The 13,192-nt window shown below is 71.9% G+C and carries 12 protein-coding genes; 4 read left to right on the forward strand and 8 right to left on the reverse strand.

Features of this window, described 5'->3' with window-relative positions; genetic code table 11:
* Positions 1-88: 88 nt before the first annotated feature.
* Both LPA41_RS06905 and LPA41_RS06910 read right to left on the reverse strand, forming a co-directional pair.
* Positions 89-259, reverse strand: coding sequence for a hypothetical protein (locus tag LPA41_RS06905; protein ID WP_229069090.1), 171 nt, complete (start codon positions 257-259; stop codon positions 89-91).
* The gene (locus tag LPA41_RS06910; RefSeq protein WP_229069091.1) at positions 256-909 is read right to left on the reverse strand and encodes a DsbA family protein; all 654 of its coding nucleotides are present in this window, start codon (positions 907-909) and stop codon (positions 256-258) included. Before LPA41_RS06910 ends, LPA41_RS06905 begins: the two co-directional genes overlap by 4 nt.
* Positions 910-1,014: 105 nt before the next feature.
* Between LPA41_RS06910 and LPA41_RS06915 the strand changes: the two genes are divergently transcribed.
* Positions 1,015-1,176 carry a hypothetical protein gene (locus tag LPA41_RS06915; RefSeq protein ID WP_229069092.1) on the forward strand — a complete coding sequence of 54 codons (162 nt, stop codon included), beginning with the start codon at positions 1,015-1,017 and terminating at the stop codon, positions 1,174-1,176.
* A 66-nt stretch (positions 1,177-1,242) separates the two neighbouring features.
* On the opposite strand, the gene LPA41_RS06920 is transcribed toward LPA41_RS06915, so the two are convergent.
* The gene (locus LPA41_RS06920; RefSeq protein WP_229069093.1) at positions 1,243-2,643 is read right to left on the reverse strand and encodes a cellulase family glycosylhydrolase; all 1,401 of its coding nucleotides are present in this window, start codon (positions 2,641-2,643) and stop codon (positions 1,243-1,245) included.
* An 83-nt stretch (positions 2,644-2,726) separates the two neighbouring features.
* Complete coding sequence (locus LPA41_RS06925) at positions 2,727-3,968, reverse strand: saccharopine dehydrogenase family protein (RefSeq protein ID WP_229069094.1); 1,242 nt, start codon at positions 3,966-3,968, stop codon at positions 2,727-2,729.
* Between the two features lie 89 nt (positions 3,969-4,057).
* Here LPA41_RS06925 and LPA41_RS06930 point away from each other — a divergent pair, with 89 nt between their 5' ends.
* Positions 4,058-4,771 carry a TetR/AcrR family transcriptional regulator gene (locus LPA41_RS06930; protein ID WP_229069095.1) on the forward strand — a complete coding sequence of 238 codons (714 nt, stop codon included), beginning with the start codon at positions 4,058-4,060 and terminating at the stop codon, positions 4,769-4,771.
* 129 nt (positions 4,772-4,900) lie between these two features.
* Here LPA41_RS06930 and LPA41_RS06935 read toward each other — a convergent pair whose 3' ends face one another.
* Together LPA41_RS06935 and LPA41_RS06940 are read right to left on the reverse strand one after the other, a co-directional pair.
* Positions 4,901-5,476: a TetR/AcrR family transcriptional regulator gene (locus LPA41_RS06935; protein ID WP_229069096.1), complete on the reverse strand. Its 576-nt coding sequence runs from the start codon at positions 5,474-5,476 to the stop codon at positions 4,901-4,903.
* A 13-nt stretch (positions 5,477-5,489) separates the two neighbouring features.
* Positions 5,490-8,111, reverse strand: coding sequence for a PEP/pyruvate-binding domain-containing protein (locus tag LPA41_RS06940; RefSeq protein WP_229069097.1), 2,622 nt, complete (start codon positions 8,109-8,111; stop codon positions 5,490-5,492).
* Between the two features lie 583 nt (positions 8,112-8,694).
* On the opposite strand from LPA41_RS06940, the gene LPA41_RS06945 reads away from it, so the two are divergent.
* Positions 8,695-9,663, forward strand: a complete 969-nt coding sequence (locus LPA41_RS06945; RefSeq protein WP_229069098.1) for a zinc-binding dehydrogenase — start codon at positions 8,695-8,697, stop codon at positions 9,661-9,663.
* Positions 9,664-9,694: 31 nt separating this feature from the next.
* Here the strand turns inward: LPA41_RS06945 and LPA41_RS06950 are convergent, their stop codons facing one another.
* Together LPA41_RS06950 and LPA41_RS06955 are read right to left on the reverse strand one after the other, a co-directional pair.
* Positions 9,695-10,720: an aldo/keto reductase family protein gene (locus LPA41_RS06950; protein WP_229069099.1), complete on the reverse strand. Its 1,026-nt coding sequence runs from the start codon at positions 10,718-10,720 to the stop codon at positions 9,695-9,697.
* Between the two features lie 11 nt (positions 10,721-10,731).
* Entirely contained in the window at positions 10,732-11,946 is a 1,215-nt protein-coding gene (locus LPA41_RS06955) for a GTP-binding protein (protein ID WP_229069100.1), read from the reverse strand.
* A 95-nt stretch (positions 11,947-12,041) separates the two neighbouring features.
* Here LPA41_RS06955 and LPA41_RS06960 point away from each other — a divergent pair, with 95 nt between their 5' ends.
* Complete coding sequence (locus LPA41_RS06960; protein ID WP_229069101.1) at positions 12,042-13,190, forward strand: DUF3500 domain-containing protein; 1,149 nt, start codon at positions 12,042-12,044, stop codon at positions 13,188-13,190.
* Positions 13,191-13,192: the final 2 nt, after the last annotated feature.

Below are 13,192 nucleotides of genomic sequence, written 5' to 3' on the forward strand. Positions count from 1 at the left end.
GCAGATAGGATTAAGGGGCAAGGGTTCGCGGCGTTGACACATGTTGCGGAGCCGGGTGGGCGCACCACCCGGCTCCGGTGACCGCTGCTCAGACCTCGGGAACCGGCTCCGGTGCGGGCTCCGGTGCGGGCTCGACGGCCGCCGCCGGCTCGGTGGCCGCCGCGGGCGGGACCATGCAGACGTCGCCCTCGCAGGTCAGGTCGCTGCCGCCGCCGACAAGCGTGAAGGGCGTCGCCGGCGGCTGCTCGGGGGCGGTCATGCGACAGGCTTCCGCTCGTCGCTGACCTTCGCCAGGACCTGCGCGAACGTCGCCGGGTCCTGGGCGCCGGAGACGGCGTACTTGTTCTCGAAGATGAAGAACGGGACGCCCTGGATGCCGTACTCCCGGGCGGTCGCGATGTCGGCCGTGACGGCTGCCGCGTACTCCCCGCTCTCCAGCGAGCGCACCACGTCGGCGCGGTCGAAACCCAGCTCGGCCGCCACGTCCGCCAGCTCGTCGACCCGGCCGACGTTCACGCCGTCGGTGAAGTACGCCGCGAGCAGCCGGTCCTTCGTCTCCGCCTGCCGGCCGTACGCCTTGGCGTAGTGCAGCAGCTCGTGCGCCTTACGGGTCCGGGTCGGCCGGACCTTGTCGTACTGGAAGTCCAGGCCCACCGTCGCGGCCAGCGCGGTGGTCTGCTTCTCCATGCCGCGCACCTGGGCCGGCCCGGCGCCCAGCTTGGCGCCGAGGTAGTCGGCGTGGCTGCCCGCGAAGTCCTCCGGGGTGTCCGGGGAGAGCTCGAACGAGTGGTACTCCACCTCGACGGCCACCCCGGACGTCGCGGCGGCGGCCTCGAACTTGCGCTTTCCGATGTAGCAGAACGGGCAGGCGATGTCGGACCAGACATCCACCTTGATGGGGCTGTTCACCGTTCGTAACCTCTTCCGGAGCCGAAGTTGGGCCTACCCTCAACTTCTCTCCGGCAAGATTACTCCACCCCTGCGGCCCGGCCGGGCGTCGCTATCGTGCACGCCATGGGGACTCTCCTGGACGACGCCGGCGACATCGCGGACGCCCTGCGCGGGACCGCACTGCGGGGTCACCCGGTGGAGGAGGGGCTCGGCGGCACCTTCCTGGTGGGCGACGTCGATCCCGGCCGAGCGGTGGGAGCTGGCGATCGCGCTGACCCGCGGTGACGCCTGGTTCCTGCACGACCGCCCGTGACCCCGACCGCCGCTCGCCGGCGAGGTCACGGGCGCTTCTCAGAAGTCGTCCGGTGTCCGGATCCGATCACGGATCCAGGCGCCGGCCGGCTTGAGGCGGGCCGTGCCGGAGTACGCGCCGGCGGCGCAGGTGCCCTCGGTGAAGACTGCGCCGGAGCGCATGTCGTCGGAGTAGTTCCAGTTGACCCAGCTCACCCGGTTCTGGGCCATCAGGTCCAGGTACTTCTGGGCCTGGGTGAAGTCGTTCGGGCCGTCACCGGTCGCCTGCTGGGTGCCGAACTCGGTGACGAACATCGGCAGCTTCGCGACGGCGTCGCGGAACGTGGTGAGGTAGTAGTCGTCGTGCGAGGCCGCGTAGAAGTGGAAGGTGTACATGATGTTGGAGGCGTTCACCGGGTTCGCCAGGATCCGGGAGACGCCCTGACCGTCGCCGGACGCGCCGAGTGACGACCAGTCCTCGGTGCCGACCAGCACGACGCCGTCCGGGTCCTGGGCGCGGATCACCGGGATGAGCTGGTCCGCGTAGGACTTGATGGACGACCAGTGCACGTCGCTGGGTTCGTTCGCGATCTCGTACAGGATGTTGGTCTTGTTCTTGTGGCGCGCCGCGATCGCGGTGAAGAAGGTCTTCGCCCGGCTCAGGTTCACGTTCGGGTCGCCGGGGGAGAGCATGTGCCAGTCGACGATCGCGTACATGCCGCGGGCGGTGGCCTTCTCGATGTAGTCGTTGACCTTGGCGGTGAAGCCGGCCGGGTCGGTCTCGTAACCGCCCTCCTGGATGTACATCGAGAGGCGTACGACGTCGGCGTTCCACTCGTTCGCCAGGACGTTCAGGGACGTGTCGGTGACGCAACTGGAGTACCACTGCAGGCCGTGGGTGCTCATGCCGCGCAGCTGGATCGCCCTGCCCTGGGCGTTGCAGAGTTGCCGGCCGCAGACCCGCAACTGACCGTTCTTGGCCACCGGAGTGGTGCCGCTGGGCGGCGGTGTGGTGGTGGGCGGCGGTGACGGCGGCGGGGTGGTGGGCGTTGTCGGGGTCACCCCTCCGGAGCAGGAGACACCGTTCAGCTTGCACCCGGCCGGCGCGCCCGGCCCGGATCCGACGAAGCCGAACGTGACCGAGCCGCCGGCCGGGATCCGGCCGTTGTACTCGCGGTTGGTGAACGTGTGGTGGGCGCCGGAGGTGGTCAGCAGCGCGTCCCAGTAGGACCCGGCGCTGGTGCCGCCGGGCAGGTCGAACTCGACCTTCCACGAGGTGAGGGCGGCCGTACCGCCGTTGGTGATGGTGTATTGGCCCTGCCAGCCCGAACCCCAGTCGGACACCTTGGTGAAGGTGGCGCTGGGGGTGGCGGCGGACGCGGGGGAGACGGCGAACAGGGCGGCGCCGGCAGCGATGACCGCTGCGGCGAGGCTGAGCGCCAGGGAACGGGGGCGGCGCATGGACGTCCTCCATGGGGATCGATGGAGGACTAATTATTAAGTTGCTTTACTGTCGCTGTCCAGATCTTACGAGGATCGATGCGTCAGGGGGCGGTGAGAGCCACCCGCGGCAGCTCCTCGCGCAAACCCCACGGTGAGCCGTAATCGGTCAGCAGGTCGAGGAACGGCCGCGCCGGGAACGCCTCCGGCCCGAGCACCCCGTGCCCGCGCCACGCGCCGCTGGCCAGCAACTCCAGGGCGACGACCGGGTTGATCGCGGTCTGCCAGACGACGGCCTGGCAGCCGTACTCCGCCATCGACCACTCGTTGTCGACCACGTGGTAGAGGTAGACCTCCCGCGGCTCGCCGGCACGTGTCCCGCGGACCCAGGTTCCGGCGCACGTCTTGCCGCGCATCCGGTCGCCGAGCGTGGCCGGGTCGGGCAGGCCGGCGGCGACCACGTCACGCGGCGAGACGCTCACCGGGCCGGACGGCCCGGGCACGATCACCCCTTCGGTCCGGTCCAGGCCCAGCGTGTGCAGCGTGGTGAGGGTACGGATGAAGTCGGCACCGAGCCCGTACTTGAAGGTGACCCGGCCCGCCCGCACCCACCGGGGGATCAGCAGCACCTCCTCGTGCTCCACGTTCACGCACTCCACCGGCCCGATGCCCGCGGGGAAGTCGAACACCTCCGGCTCGCTGAACGGCGCCGTGGTGAACCAGCCCCGGCCCGCCTCCCACACCACCGGCGGGTTCAGGCACTCCTCGATCGTGGTCCAGATGTTGAAGGACGGCGCGAAGTCGTACCCGTCGACGGTCAGATTGGACCCGTCCCGGATGCCGATCTCCTCGATCTCGTCGAACAGTTCGTCGGCGGCGTGCCGCGCGAACACGTCCGACAGGCCGGGCTCGACACCCATCCCGACGAGCGCCAGCCGGCCGGCCCGTTCCCACGCGGCGGCCCGCTCGAACTGGGTGTCGCCGAGCTTGACGCCGCACTGCTCGTACGGCCGCTCAGGATGCGGCCGGGACAGCGACATCGCCATGTCCAGGTAGTCGGCGCCGGCCAGGTGGGCCGCGTCGAACAGGGACATCACGAAGCGCGGGTCGGTGGCGTTGAGCAGCACGTCGATCTCGTGCCGGCGCAGCAGCGCGGTGACCGCGGCGACGTCGGAGGCGTCCACCCGGGCGGCGCGCAGGCGCGGATCACCGGTCGCGGTGACCGCGGCCCGCGCCCGGTCCAGGTCGAAGTCGGCGACCACCATCGCGTCGAAGAACGGGCGGCGGGCGGCGATCCGGGTGATGGCCGTACCGACTCCGCCCGCACCGACCAGCAGGACACGCATCGGGAAATTCCTTTCGGATACGGATCTCGTGCTGTGATCAAACGCCGTTGTCATCGCTATGGTCAACTGCGTTGGCATAAGATCAGCCGATGCCGAAGATCGTCGTGCCGGACGAGAAGCGCCGCCGTCGCCGCCCCACCCGCGGCGGCACCATCCTCACCGAGACCCTGATCGTCGAGACCGCCCTGCGTCTGCTGCGCGAACACGGCAGCACCGGACTCACCGCCCGCCGGCTCGGCCTCGCCCTCGACTGCGACCCCAGCACCCTCTACCGCTACTTCCGGGGCATGGACGAGCTGACCCTCGCCATCGGCGACACCCTCATCGGTCAGGCTCTGCGCGGCTGGTCACCCTCCGGCGACTGGCGGCACGACCTGGGTACGCTCGGACGCCGCATTCACGGCGCGTACGTGTCCCACCCGCAGGCCGCCGTCCTCACCACCGCCCGGGTGACCGGCCGCGCCAACGAACTCGCCGCCGACGAGGCCGTCCTGTCCGTCCTGCGCCACGCCGGCCTGCCGGTCCGCGAGGCCGCCGCCGTCTACCACGCCTTCATCGACCAGACCCTGGCCTTCGCCGCCCTCGACGCCGCCTCCCTGGCCCTGCCCAACGCGGCCCTGCGCGCCGACGAGGAGATCTGGCGCTCGACGTACGCCCGCCTGCCGTCGGCCACCCACCCGCACATCGCCGAGGTCGCGCCGCTGCTGGCCACCGAGATGGTGGCCAGCGCCTACCCGGGCGCCCTGGAGCTGCTGCTGGACGGCATCGCCGCGCGCCTGGACGGCCTTGCCACCCGGGGGTGACGGCATCGCGCGCGGGGGCAGCTTTGCCACCCGGGGCGGCTTTGCCACCCGGGGCGGCTTTGCCGTGCGGGCGGCTTTGCCGTGCGGGCGGCTTTTGCTGCGCGGGGATGGCGTCGTGCGTCCGGTCGGTCAGCGGGCCGCCGCGCCGAACAGCCGGTCCAGGTGGGCGTCGAGCGTGGACAGGGCCCGGTCGTCGCTGTATTGGCCGCCCAGCAGATACATGCCCAGCCCCTCCATGAGCGCCAGCACCCCGGCGGCGGCCGAGGAGTCGCCGCCCGGCAACAGGCTCGCGATGAAGCCGACCATCTGCTCGGTGTCCTCGCGCAGAGCCGGTGTGGACGCCGGGCGCACCGCCGTGTAGGCCAGGAACGCCAGCGCCACCCGCCCGTCGGCCCGGGACTCGTCACCGAGGGGCAGCAGGTTGACCAGCAGCGTTCGCAGCAGCCGACGTGGCTCCGGGTCGGGGCCGAGGGCGGCGATCGCCTGCGAGACCCGGGCGGAACTGCGGTCCCGGACCACGCCCATCGCGAACGTCATCATCTCGTCCTTGGTCCGGAAATAGTGCTGGACCATGCCCGTCGACACGCCAGCCTCGGCCGCGACGTGCCGCAGGCTGACCGCCTCCAGGCCGTGCTCGGCGGCCACCCGCATCAACGCGTCGGCGATCAGCGTCCGCCGTTCCTGATGATCCACCTTCCTGGGCATGGCGACGATCGTGTCACGAGGCCGCGGGGGCGACGCCGTGGGCCGCGCCGTCCCCGGCCGCCGCGCCGGCTGCGGTCGCCGCGCCGGCTGCGGTCGCCGCGCCGGCCGCGGGTGCGACGACTCCGGCCGCTGGTGTGACGGTTCCCGGCGCTGGTGTCACGGTCCGGGCGCCGTCCCCGGTCGCCGTGCCGGGCGCTGGTGCGACCGTTCCGGCCGCGCCGTCGACGGTGATCAACTGGCCGTCGGTGATCAGGGTGGTCGCTCCGGGGACGCTGATCACGGCCGGCAGGCCGTACTCCCGGGCCACCGTCGGGCCGTGCGCCATGACCGCGCCGGTCTCGCTGACCAGGCCGCCGGCGGTGAGGAACAGCGGTGTCCAGGCCGGATCGGTGGTGGTGACGACGAGGATGTCGCCGGGCTCGATGCGCGCGGTCGACGGGTCGTGCACGATCCGGGCCCGCCCGGTGACCCGGCCGAACGACGCGCCGACCCCGGTCAACACACCGTCGCCACCGCTCTCGCCATCGCCCTGTCCGCCATCGCCACCGCCCTGTCCGCTGCCGCCACCGCCCCGAACGCTGCCGTCGCCTCTGCCCTGGCCACCGCTCTCGCCGCCACGCCGGCCCGGCAGCAGGGCCTCCACGTCGGTGCCGTCGGAGAGGAGCGCCACCGGCACGTGCCGCCGTCGGATCTCGGCCCGGTGCACGGCCCGGCGTGCGGCGACGAGCTCGCGGAGTTCGCTGCCCGGCGCCGGCTCGGACACCTCGTCCAGGGTCAGGAACATGATGTCGTCCGGTGCGTCCAGCAGGCCCTGCGCGACCATTTCGGCCCCGGCGAGAAGCAGTTGCCCGCGGACCGCGGCCAGGTGGTGAAGGCCGGCGAACTTGCCGTACTCGCGCAACCCGGAAAGCACTCGCGCCCGCCGCAACAGGAAAACCGCGAGCCGCCCGCGCACCGGGCGCCGCCACCGGACCCGGCGCGAAATGGTGCGTACCATTTCCTCACCGGCCGCGGCGGCACGCGCGAAACGACGATTCGGTGCCTGATCGGGATCGGTCACGCGCAGATAGTTGGCGATGGCCGCGAAAATACCTGCGGGATTCTCCGACCAGCGGGGTACGCCCAGATCGGCCTCCGCCGGGCCCCGGTGACCGTACCCTTCCAGGAACGCGGCCATGCCGATCTCGGGCAGGTCGCCGTCGTGGAAACGGGCGGCGAGCACGTCGGGCGGTGTGGTCAGCAGCAGATCCCGGTGCGCCCCCGCGGCCACCGCCAGCCGCCACAGGTCGAGGTCCATCTCGAGGGTGACGTTGTCCGGCAGCCCGCCGAGTGCGAGGTGCACCTCGTCGGTGGCGACGACGCCCTTCAACAGGAAGCCGGGCGCCGAGGCGGCCAGCATGCCGGCGACGATCGGCCAGGTCAGGTCGTCGGTGATGTCGTCGGCCGCGGCGTCCGCACGCACCCACGCCAGCCTCTCCGCGGCGGTGCTCAGGCCGGCCGGGGCGGCCGCGGCGAGCCGGAGCCGGTCGGCGGCGGCCAGGACGCGCTGCCGGGCCGGGGCGGGACTGGCGAGCGCGCGGAGGATGCCGGTGAGCGCGCGGAGACCCGTACCCAAGGAGGGTGTTGACCTGTCGCTCTTCGCCGCCGGAGCGGGTGCGAAACGCGGGTCCGCGAGCACATGTTCCATGACCGCCTGCGCGCGCGGGCCGAAGTCGACTGCCATCAATCTGACAAGTCGTTTCCGGGCTGCCGGATGGCGGGCCAGATCGGACAGATCGCCGTAGAGTCGTCCGCCGATATCGACGATCTCCGCCCGCATTCCCAGCGACGCCGTCATGGCCGCGATGAGTTTCCGCAGGTTCGACATGCCCATCGGGGTGGCCGGTTGCAGCATTCCCTGGACGTGGCCGAACTCGACGTAGACCCGCACGTCGTCGTGTGGCGGCGGGGCCGGGAACAGCGTGGTGATCGGCCGGGACTGCAACAGCCAGAGGGTGTCATCGGCGTCGATGGCCCATTCGATGTCCTGGGGCGCGCCGAATCGTTTCTGGAGCCGGTCGCCGATGTGCCGGAATCGTTCGGAGGCGGGCCGGCGCTCGACCGTCACGGTGCCGTCGACGACGCCACTGCCCGGTCCGGCGACCGATTCGACGAGCATCTCGGTGCGGTTGCCGGTGAGCGGGTTCGCGGTGAAGAGCACGCCGGCGGAGGTAGCGCCGACCATGCGCTGCACGATCACCGCCATGTCCGGCGTCCCGGCACCCTGCCCGGACCGGTAGGCGGCCGCGCGCTCGCTGTGCACCGACTCCCAGCACTTGGCGATCGCCGTGAGCAGCTCGTCCGCGCCACTGACGTCGAGGAACGTGGCGTGCTGACCGGCGAAACTGGCGCCGGGGGAGTCCTCGGAGGTGGCGCTGGAACGCACCGCCACGGGCCCGCCGCCCAGCCGGTCGTACGCGGCGAGCACCTCGTCCCGCGGAATCGTCCCCCGCCGGAACGCGCCGGTGGTGATCACGAAGCCGTCGGGGACCGTCTCGCCGGCCCGGAGCAGTGCGCCCAGGGCGGCCGCCTTCCCGCCGGCCACGTCCACGTGCGTCGCCTCCGCAAGCCCGATCACCAGCATGGTCGCCTCCACCGTCGTTACATTGCAGGTGCAATGCTACGACGATAGCCCGGATGCAATACAGTCGCAATGCTTCGGGGCGGGGCGAGGCGGGGCGAGGCGGGGCGGGAGCGCGGCGCGGCGTTGCTTGACCTGGCCGTGCCTGAAGAAGTGGCCGCAGACGGCGCGTTGGGGCGATGTTGATCTGCTAGCGCTACGAAATTGCTGTTCAAGGCCCATGATCACAGCGATTTCGTAGCGCTAGCAGATCAACATCTCGCCAGGGCCGGCGCCGCTGCGGGGACCGGGTCCCGGACGGTATCGGGCTGGCCGGTGATCAACGGTGTGGCGCCCGCAGGGGCGCGTCCCATGCCCGGTTGCCTTCGTCATGCGTGCTCCCGGAAATCCGCACCAGGGAGCCCGCGCCAGGGAGCCGTCGCCCGGCCACCGCCTGTCCGCCACCGCCTGTCCGGCCACCGCCTGTCCGGACAGCATTCAGCCTAGCCTCCTAGGACGCGTCAGGCGGGGTGACCGGGTCGGCTTGGGCGGGCGTGAGGCGAGGAGCAGCGGGTACCTACGGCATGAGTGATCTTCTACGCGAAGGGGAGGAAGTGGCATGAAAGCGGCCGTCTACTACGAGAACGGCGGGCCCGAGGTCCTGCGGTACGAGGACGTGCCGGATCCGGTGCCCGCTGCCGGTGAGGTGCTGCTCCGGATCGCGGCGGTGGGCGTGCAGGGCGGGGACCTGCTGCACCGCCGGGTCAGTCCGTTCCCGTCGGCGCCGCACATCGTCGGGTATCAGGCGGCCGGCACGGTGGAGGCGGTCGGCGACGGCGTGACGTCGCTGCGTGCCGGGCAACGGGCGGTGGCGTTCATGATGGCGGGTTCGCATGCCGAGCTGGCGGCGGTTCCCGAGCAGAACGTGTACGCGCTCCCCGACGACCTGGACCCGAAGGTGGCCGCCGGCATCCCGGTGGAGTTCGGCACCGCCGACGACTGCCTGTTCGAATTCGGTCGTCTGCGGGCGGGCGAGACCGTCCTCGTGCAGGCCGCCGCGGGCGGTGTGGGCCTCGCCGCGGTGCAGCTCGCCAAGGCTGCCGGCGCCACCGTGATCGGGACCGCTTCGCACCCGGACAAGCTGACCCGGCTCGGCGGGTACGGGCTCGACCACGCGATCAACTACGCCGAGACGGACGTCGTCGAGGCGGTGCGGGAACTGACCGGGGGCCGCGGCGTCGACCTGGTCGTCGACCCGGTCGGCGGGCGCACGCTGGAGGGCAGCATCGCCGCTCTCGCCTACCGCGGCCGGATCAGCTGGGTCGGCCACGCCGGCCGTGACCCGAACCCGCCGCAGATCGGCCCGCTCATGGCGAAGAGCGCCTCGCTGACCGGCGTCTACTTCGGCGGCGAGATGAACTACAACCCGAAGCGGACCCGCGCCCTGATCGAGAAGCTGATCGGCCGGGTCGCCTCCGGGGAGCTGACCGCGGTGGTCGACCGGGAGTTCCCGCTGGCCGAGGCCGCGGAGGCACACCGCTACATCGAGAGCCGGGCGGCCTTCGGCCGGGTGCTGCTCATTCCCTGACGCGCGTCCGCCGCCGCCCGGTCCGGCAGCGTCAGGCCGGGCGGCTCCACTCCGGTTTGACGGACATCATCCGGGCGGTCTTGGCGGGGTCGCGATCGATCAGGTCACCCAGCACCTCGTCGACCTTCGTCAGGAGCGCGCCGGGCAGCCGCACCCCGGCCGCGCCCGCGTTCTCGGTGACCTGCTCGGGACGGGAGGCGCCGATGATCGCCGAGCTGACACCGCTCGTCTGCAGGGTCCAGGCCACCGCGAACCGGGCCATCGACAGGCCGGCGTCCTCGGCGAGCGGGCGCAGCTGCTGCACCCGCTCCAGCAGCGCCGGGCCGAGGACCCGGCCGATGAACCGGGGCGCCCGCCCGCCGCTGGTGGCACGGGAGTCCGCCGGCAGCGGGCGGCCCGGCTGGTACTTTCCGGTCAGCACGCCCTGGGCCAGCGGCTGGAAGACCATCTGACCGATGCCTTCCCGCTCGCACAGCGGCAGCACCTCCGGTTCGATGACCCGCCACAGCATGTTGTACTGCGGCTGGTTCGCGACGATCCGGCTGCGCAACCCGAGGTCGGCGGCGATCCGCAGGGCCGCCTCGATCTGCGGCGCGGTCCACTCCGAGACGCCGAGGTAGAGCACTTTGCCCTGGCGGACCAGGTCGTCGAAGGCGATCAGGGTTTCGTCGAGCGGGGTGTTCTCGTCGAAGCGGTGCGCCTGGTAGAGGTCGACGTAGTCGGTGCCGAGCCGGCGCAGCGAGGCGTGGCAGGACTCCAGGATGTGTTTGCGGGACAGGCCGCGGTCGTTGGGGCCGTCCCCGGTGGGCAGGCAGACCTTCGTGGCGATCTCCACCGAGGACCGGGTGACCGTGCGCAACGCGTCGCCGAGCACCTGTTCGGCCGCGCCCTGGGCGTACACGTCGGCGGTGTCGAAGGTGGTGATCCCGGCGTCCAGCGCGGCCCGGATGCAGGCGAGCGCGATGTCCCGCTCGACCAGCTCACCGTGGGTCAGCCAGTTGCCGTACGTGATCTCGCTGACGTAGAGGCCACTGCGTCCGAGACGGCGACTCTCCATAGTGGATCAGCCTAGCGGCCGGGTTCCGTGTCGGTGGGGAAGCAGCCGGCGAACGGGTCGGGCAGGGCGCGCCAGGCGTCGAAGCCGTCGGCCAGCTCGTCGTCGGTGAGCAGGCACGACTGCAGGAGCGCGCGGATCGCCGGGTAGTTCAGGTCGAGACCGATGAGGGCGAGGACCGTTCTGCGGTCGCCGTAGTACGGGTCCCAGTCGAGGTCGGCGGCGAGCCGGCGGTCGTCGCTGGTCTCGGTCCAGCGGTGCGCGGGGAGGGCGGCCAGCCAGTGGCCGAGGCTGCCCAGGCTCGCCCCGCCGCCGGCGGACTCGAAGGCGACGACCGTGTCCGGCTGGCTGGCGATCCAGAGCTGGCCGCGGCCGCGCAGGGCGTGTCCGGTCACTTCCTCGAGGGCGTCGTGCAGGCGTTGCGGGTGGAACGGGCGCCGGGACCGGAAGACCATCGAGCCGTTCTCCGGGTCGTGCAGGGCGATCTGCCGGCCCTCCAGGGCGCGGCCGAGCGTGCCGGGCCGGAACGGGTCGTGGCGGCCGGTGCCGCGGACGTGGGCGGACAACGCCGTGCAGTCCAGGGTCGGTGACGCGCCGACGTGAACCTGGACGGCCCAGGGGGCGAGGCGACGGACCAGGGCGGCGAGACGCTGAGACTCGTACGCCTGGGTGCCGGGCCTGTTCCACAGCACCACCGTGTCGCTGAACTCGACCTGGTGCGCCACCACTTCGGCGACCGCGCGATGGTCGTCGGCGGCGGCGTGCAGGTCGCGGTGACGCAGGTCGTCGGGGCTGGCCAGGTCGTCGAGGAAGCGGTCGGCGTCGACGACGGTGACGTACGAGTCGAACCGCACCGGCGCGTCGGCGCCGAAGCCGTGCGCGCACGCCGTGGCGACGGCTTCGGGTTCGATCGCCGGCGGCAGGACCAGCAGCAGGCCGCGACCGGGCCGATCCTGTCCGAGGCGTGCCAGCGTCGGCACGATCTCTTCGCGCAGGGTGCACGAGACGCAGCCGTGCACCGTCGTGACCTCGTCCTGGGACAGCACGGAGGCGGCGGACTCGACGCGGCGGCGTACCACTCCCTCCCGCAGCCCGGTCAGGTCGTAGCTGATCGCCAGCAGCGTCTCGTCCGCGATGAGCAGGGCTCGGGCGGCGGCCTGGACGGCGCCGGGGGAGAACCCGGACAGCACGGTGACGGTGGCGACGGAGGTGATTGATTGGAGGCTCACACCCCCATCTTGTTGGAAACGGTTTTCATTGTAAAGTCGCCGTCCCGCTCGGGCGGGAGGTCCCACCCGCGGTGACCGCCGTTTACATTGGGGCCATGGAGAAGCGGATCGAGGTGGCCGCCGCCATGGCCGACGCGGCACAGGCCTGGCTGGCGCTGCTGACCGCAGAGCAGCGCGAGATCGCCACCGGTCCCGGCCCCGGCGCCGACGAGGCGGCCGACGACGAACGCCGGCGCTGGTTCTACACCCCGACCGACCACGGTGGCCTCACCTTCCACCAGCAGCGGCCGGCGCAGCAGCAGGCCGCGATGCGGCTGGTGTCGACCGGTCTGTCGCGCGCCGGCTACGTCACCGTCGCCACCACGATCGGCCTGGAGAACGTCCTCGACCACACCGAGGGTTTCGGGTCCCGTTTCGACCGCGAGCGCGGCCGCGACCCCGGGCTCTACTACCTGCGCGTCTTCGGCGATCCGGGCAGCGGCACCTGGGGGTGGCGGTTCGGCGGGCACCACGTCTCGCTGAACAACGTGGTCGCCGGCCATGCGCTCGTCGCGACCACACCGTGCTTCCTGGGCGCCGACCCGGCATCGTCGGAACTGCTCGGCGGCGCCGTCAACCGGCCCCTCGCCCGGGTGGAGGACCTGGGTCGCGAGCTCGTCCGTTCACTCACCCCCGACCTGGTCCGCCGCGCCGTCCTGGCCGCGAAGGCCCCCGCCGACCTGGTCACCGCCAACCGCACGTCGATAGCCGACGGCGACCGGGTGGTCCCGCTCGCCGGCATCTGGCGCGGCGACCGGTTCGCGGACGCCGCCGAGCAGGCGAAAATGCTGGCGGCGAGCGACCGGATCGAGGCGAGCACGGGGTACGGGGAGGACGACCACCAAGCCCTGGAATACACGTCACGACCGAAAGGGATCGCCGGCGCGGAGCTCGACGCCGGCCAGCGGGACCTGTTGCGGGCCCTGCTCGGCACCTACTTCGGGCGGGTGCCGGACGCGGTGTCGCCGATGGCGTCCTACGACGACGCGGCCCTCGACGCCGTCCACTTCGCCTGGGCCGGACCGACCGAGCCGGGAGCGCCGCACTACTACCGGGTGCAGGGCCCGCGCCTGCTCCTCGAATGGGACAACACCCAGCGCGACGCCAACCATGCGCACTCCGTGTGGCGGGACCCGGCAAACGACTTCGGGTTCGACGCCCTGCGGGCCCACCGCCGGCACCACCACGGCGGCACCGCGTCGTAGTC

This window comes from Actinoplanes sp. DH11 (genome assembly GCF_020873875.1).
Classification (GTDB): domain Bacteria; phylum Actinomycetota; class Actinomycetes; order Mycobacteriales; family Micromonosporaceae; genus Actinoplanes.

Excerpts from the sequence above, each read along its gene's own strand:
- LPA41_RS06905 (WP_229069090.1), bottom strand. The coding sequence starts at position 259 with ATGACCGCCCCCGAGCAGCCGCCGGCGACGCCCTTCACGCTTGTCGGC.
- LPA41_RS06925 (WP_229069094.1), bottom strand. The coding sequence starts at position 3,968 with ATGCGTGTCCTGCTGGTCGGTGCGGGCGGAGTCGGTACGGCCATCACC.
- LPA41_RS06930 (WP_229069095.1), top strand. The coding sequence starts at position 4,058 with ATGCCGAAGATCGTCGTGCCGGACGAGAAGCGCCGCCGTCGCCGCCCC.
- LPA41_RS06935 (WP_229069096.1), bottom strand. The coding sequence starts at position 5,476 with ATGCCCAGGAAGGTGGATCATCAGGAACGGCGGACGCTGATCGCCGAC.
- LPA41_RS06920 (WP_229069093.1), bottom strand. The coding sequence starts at position 2,643 with ATGCGCCGCCCCCGTTCCCTGGCGCTCAGCCTCGCCGCAGCGGTCATC.
- LPA41_RS06945 (WP_229069098.1), top strand. The coding sequence starts at position 8,695 with ATGAAAGCGGCCGTCTACTACGAGAACGGCGGGCCCGAGGTCCTGCGG.
- LPA41_RS06915 (WP_229069092.1), top strand. The coding sequence starts at position 1,015 with ATGGGGACTCTCCTGGACGACGCCGGCGACATCGCGGACGCCCTGCGC.
- LPA41_RS06950 (WP_229069099.1), bottom strand. The coding sequence starts at position 10,720 with ATGGAGAGTCGCCGTCTCGGACGCAGTGGCCTCTACGTCAGCGAGATC.
- LPA41_RS06960 (WP_229069101.1), top strand. The coding sequence starts at position 12,042 with ATGGAGAAGCGGATCGAGGTGGCCGCCGCCATGGCCGACGCGGCACAG.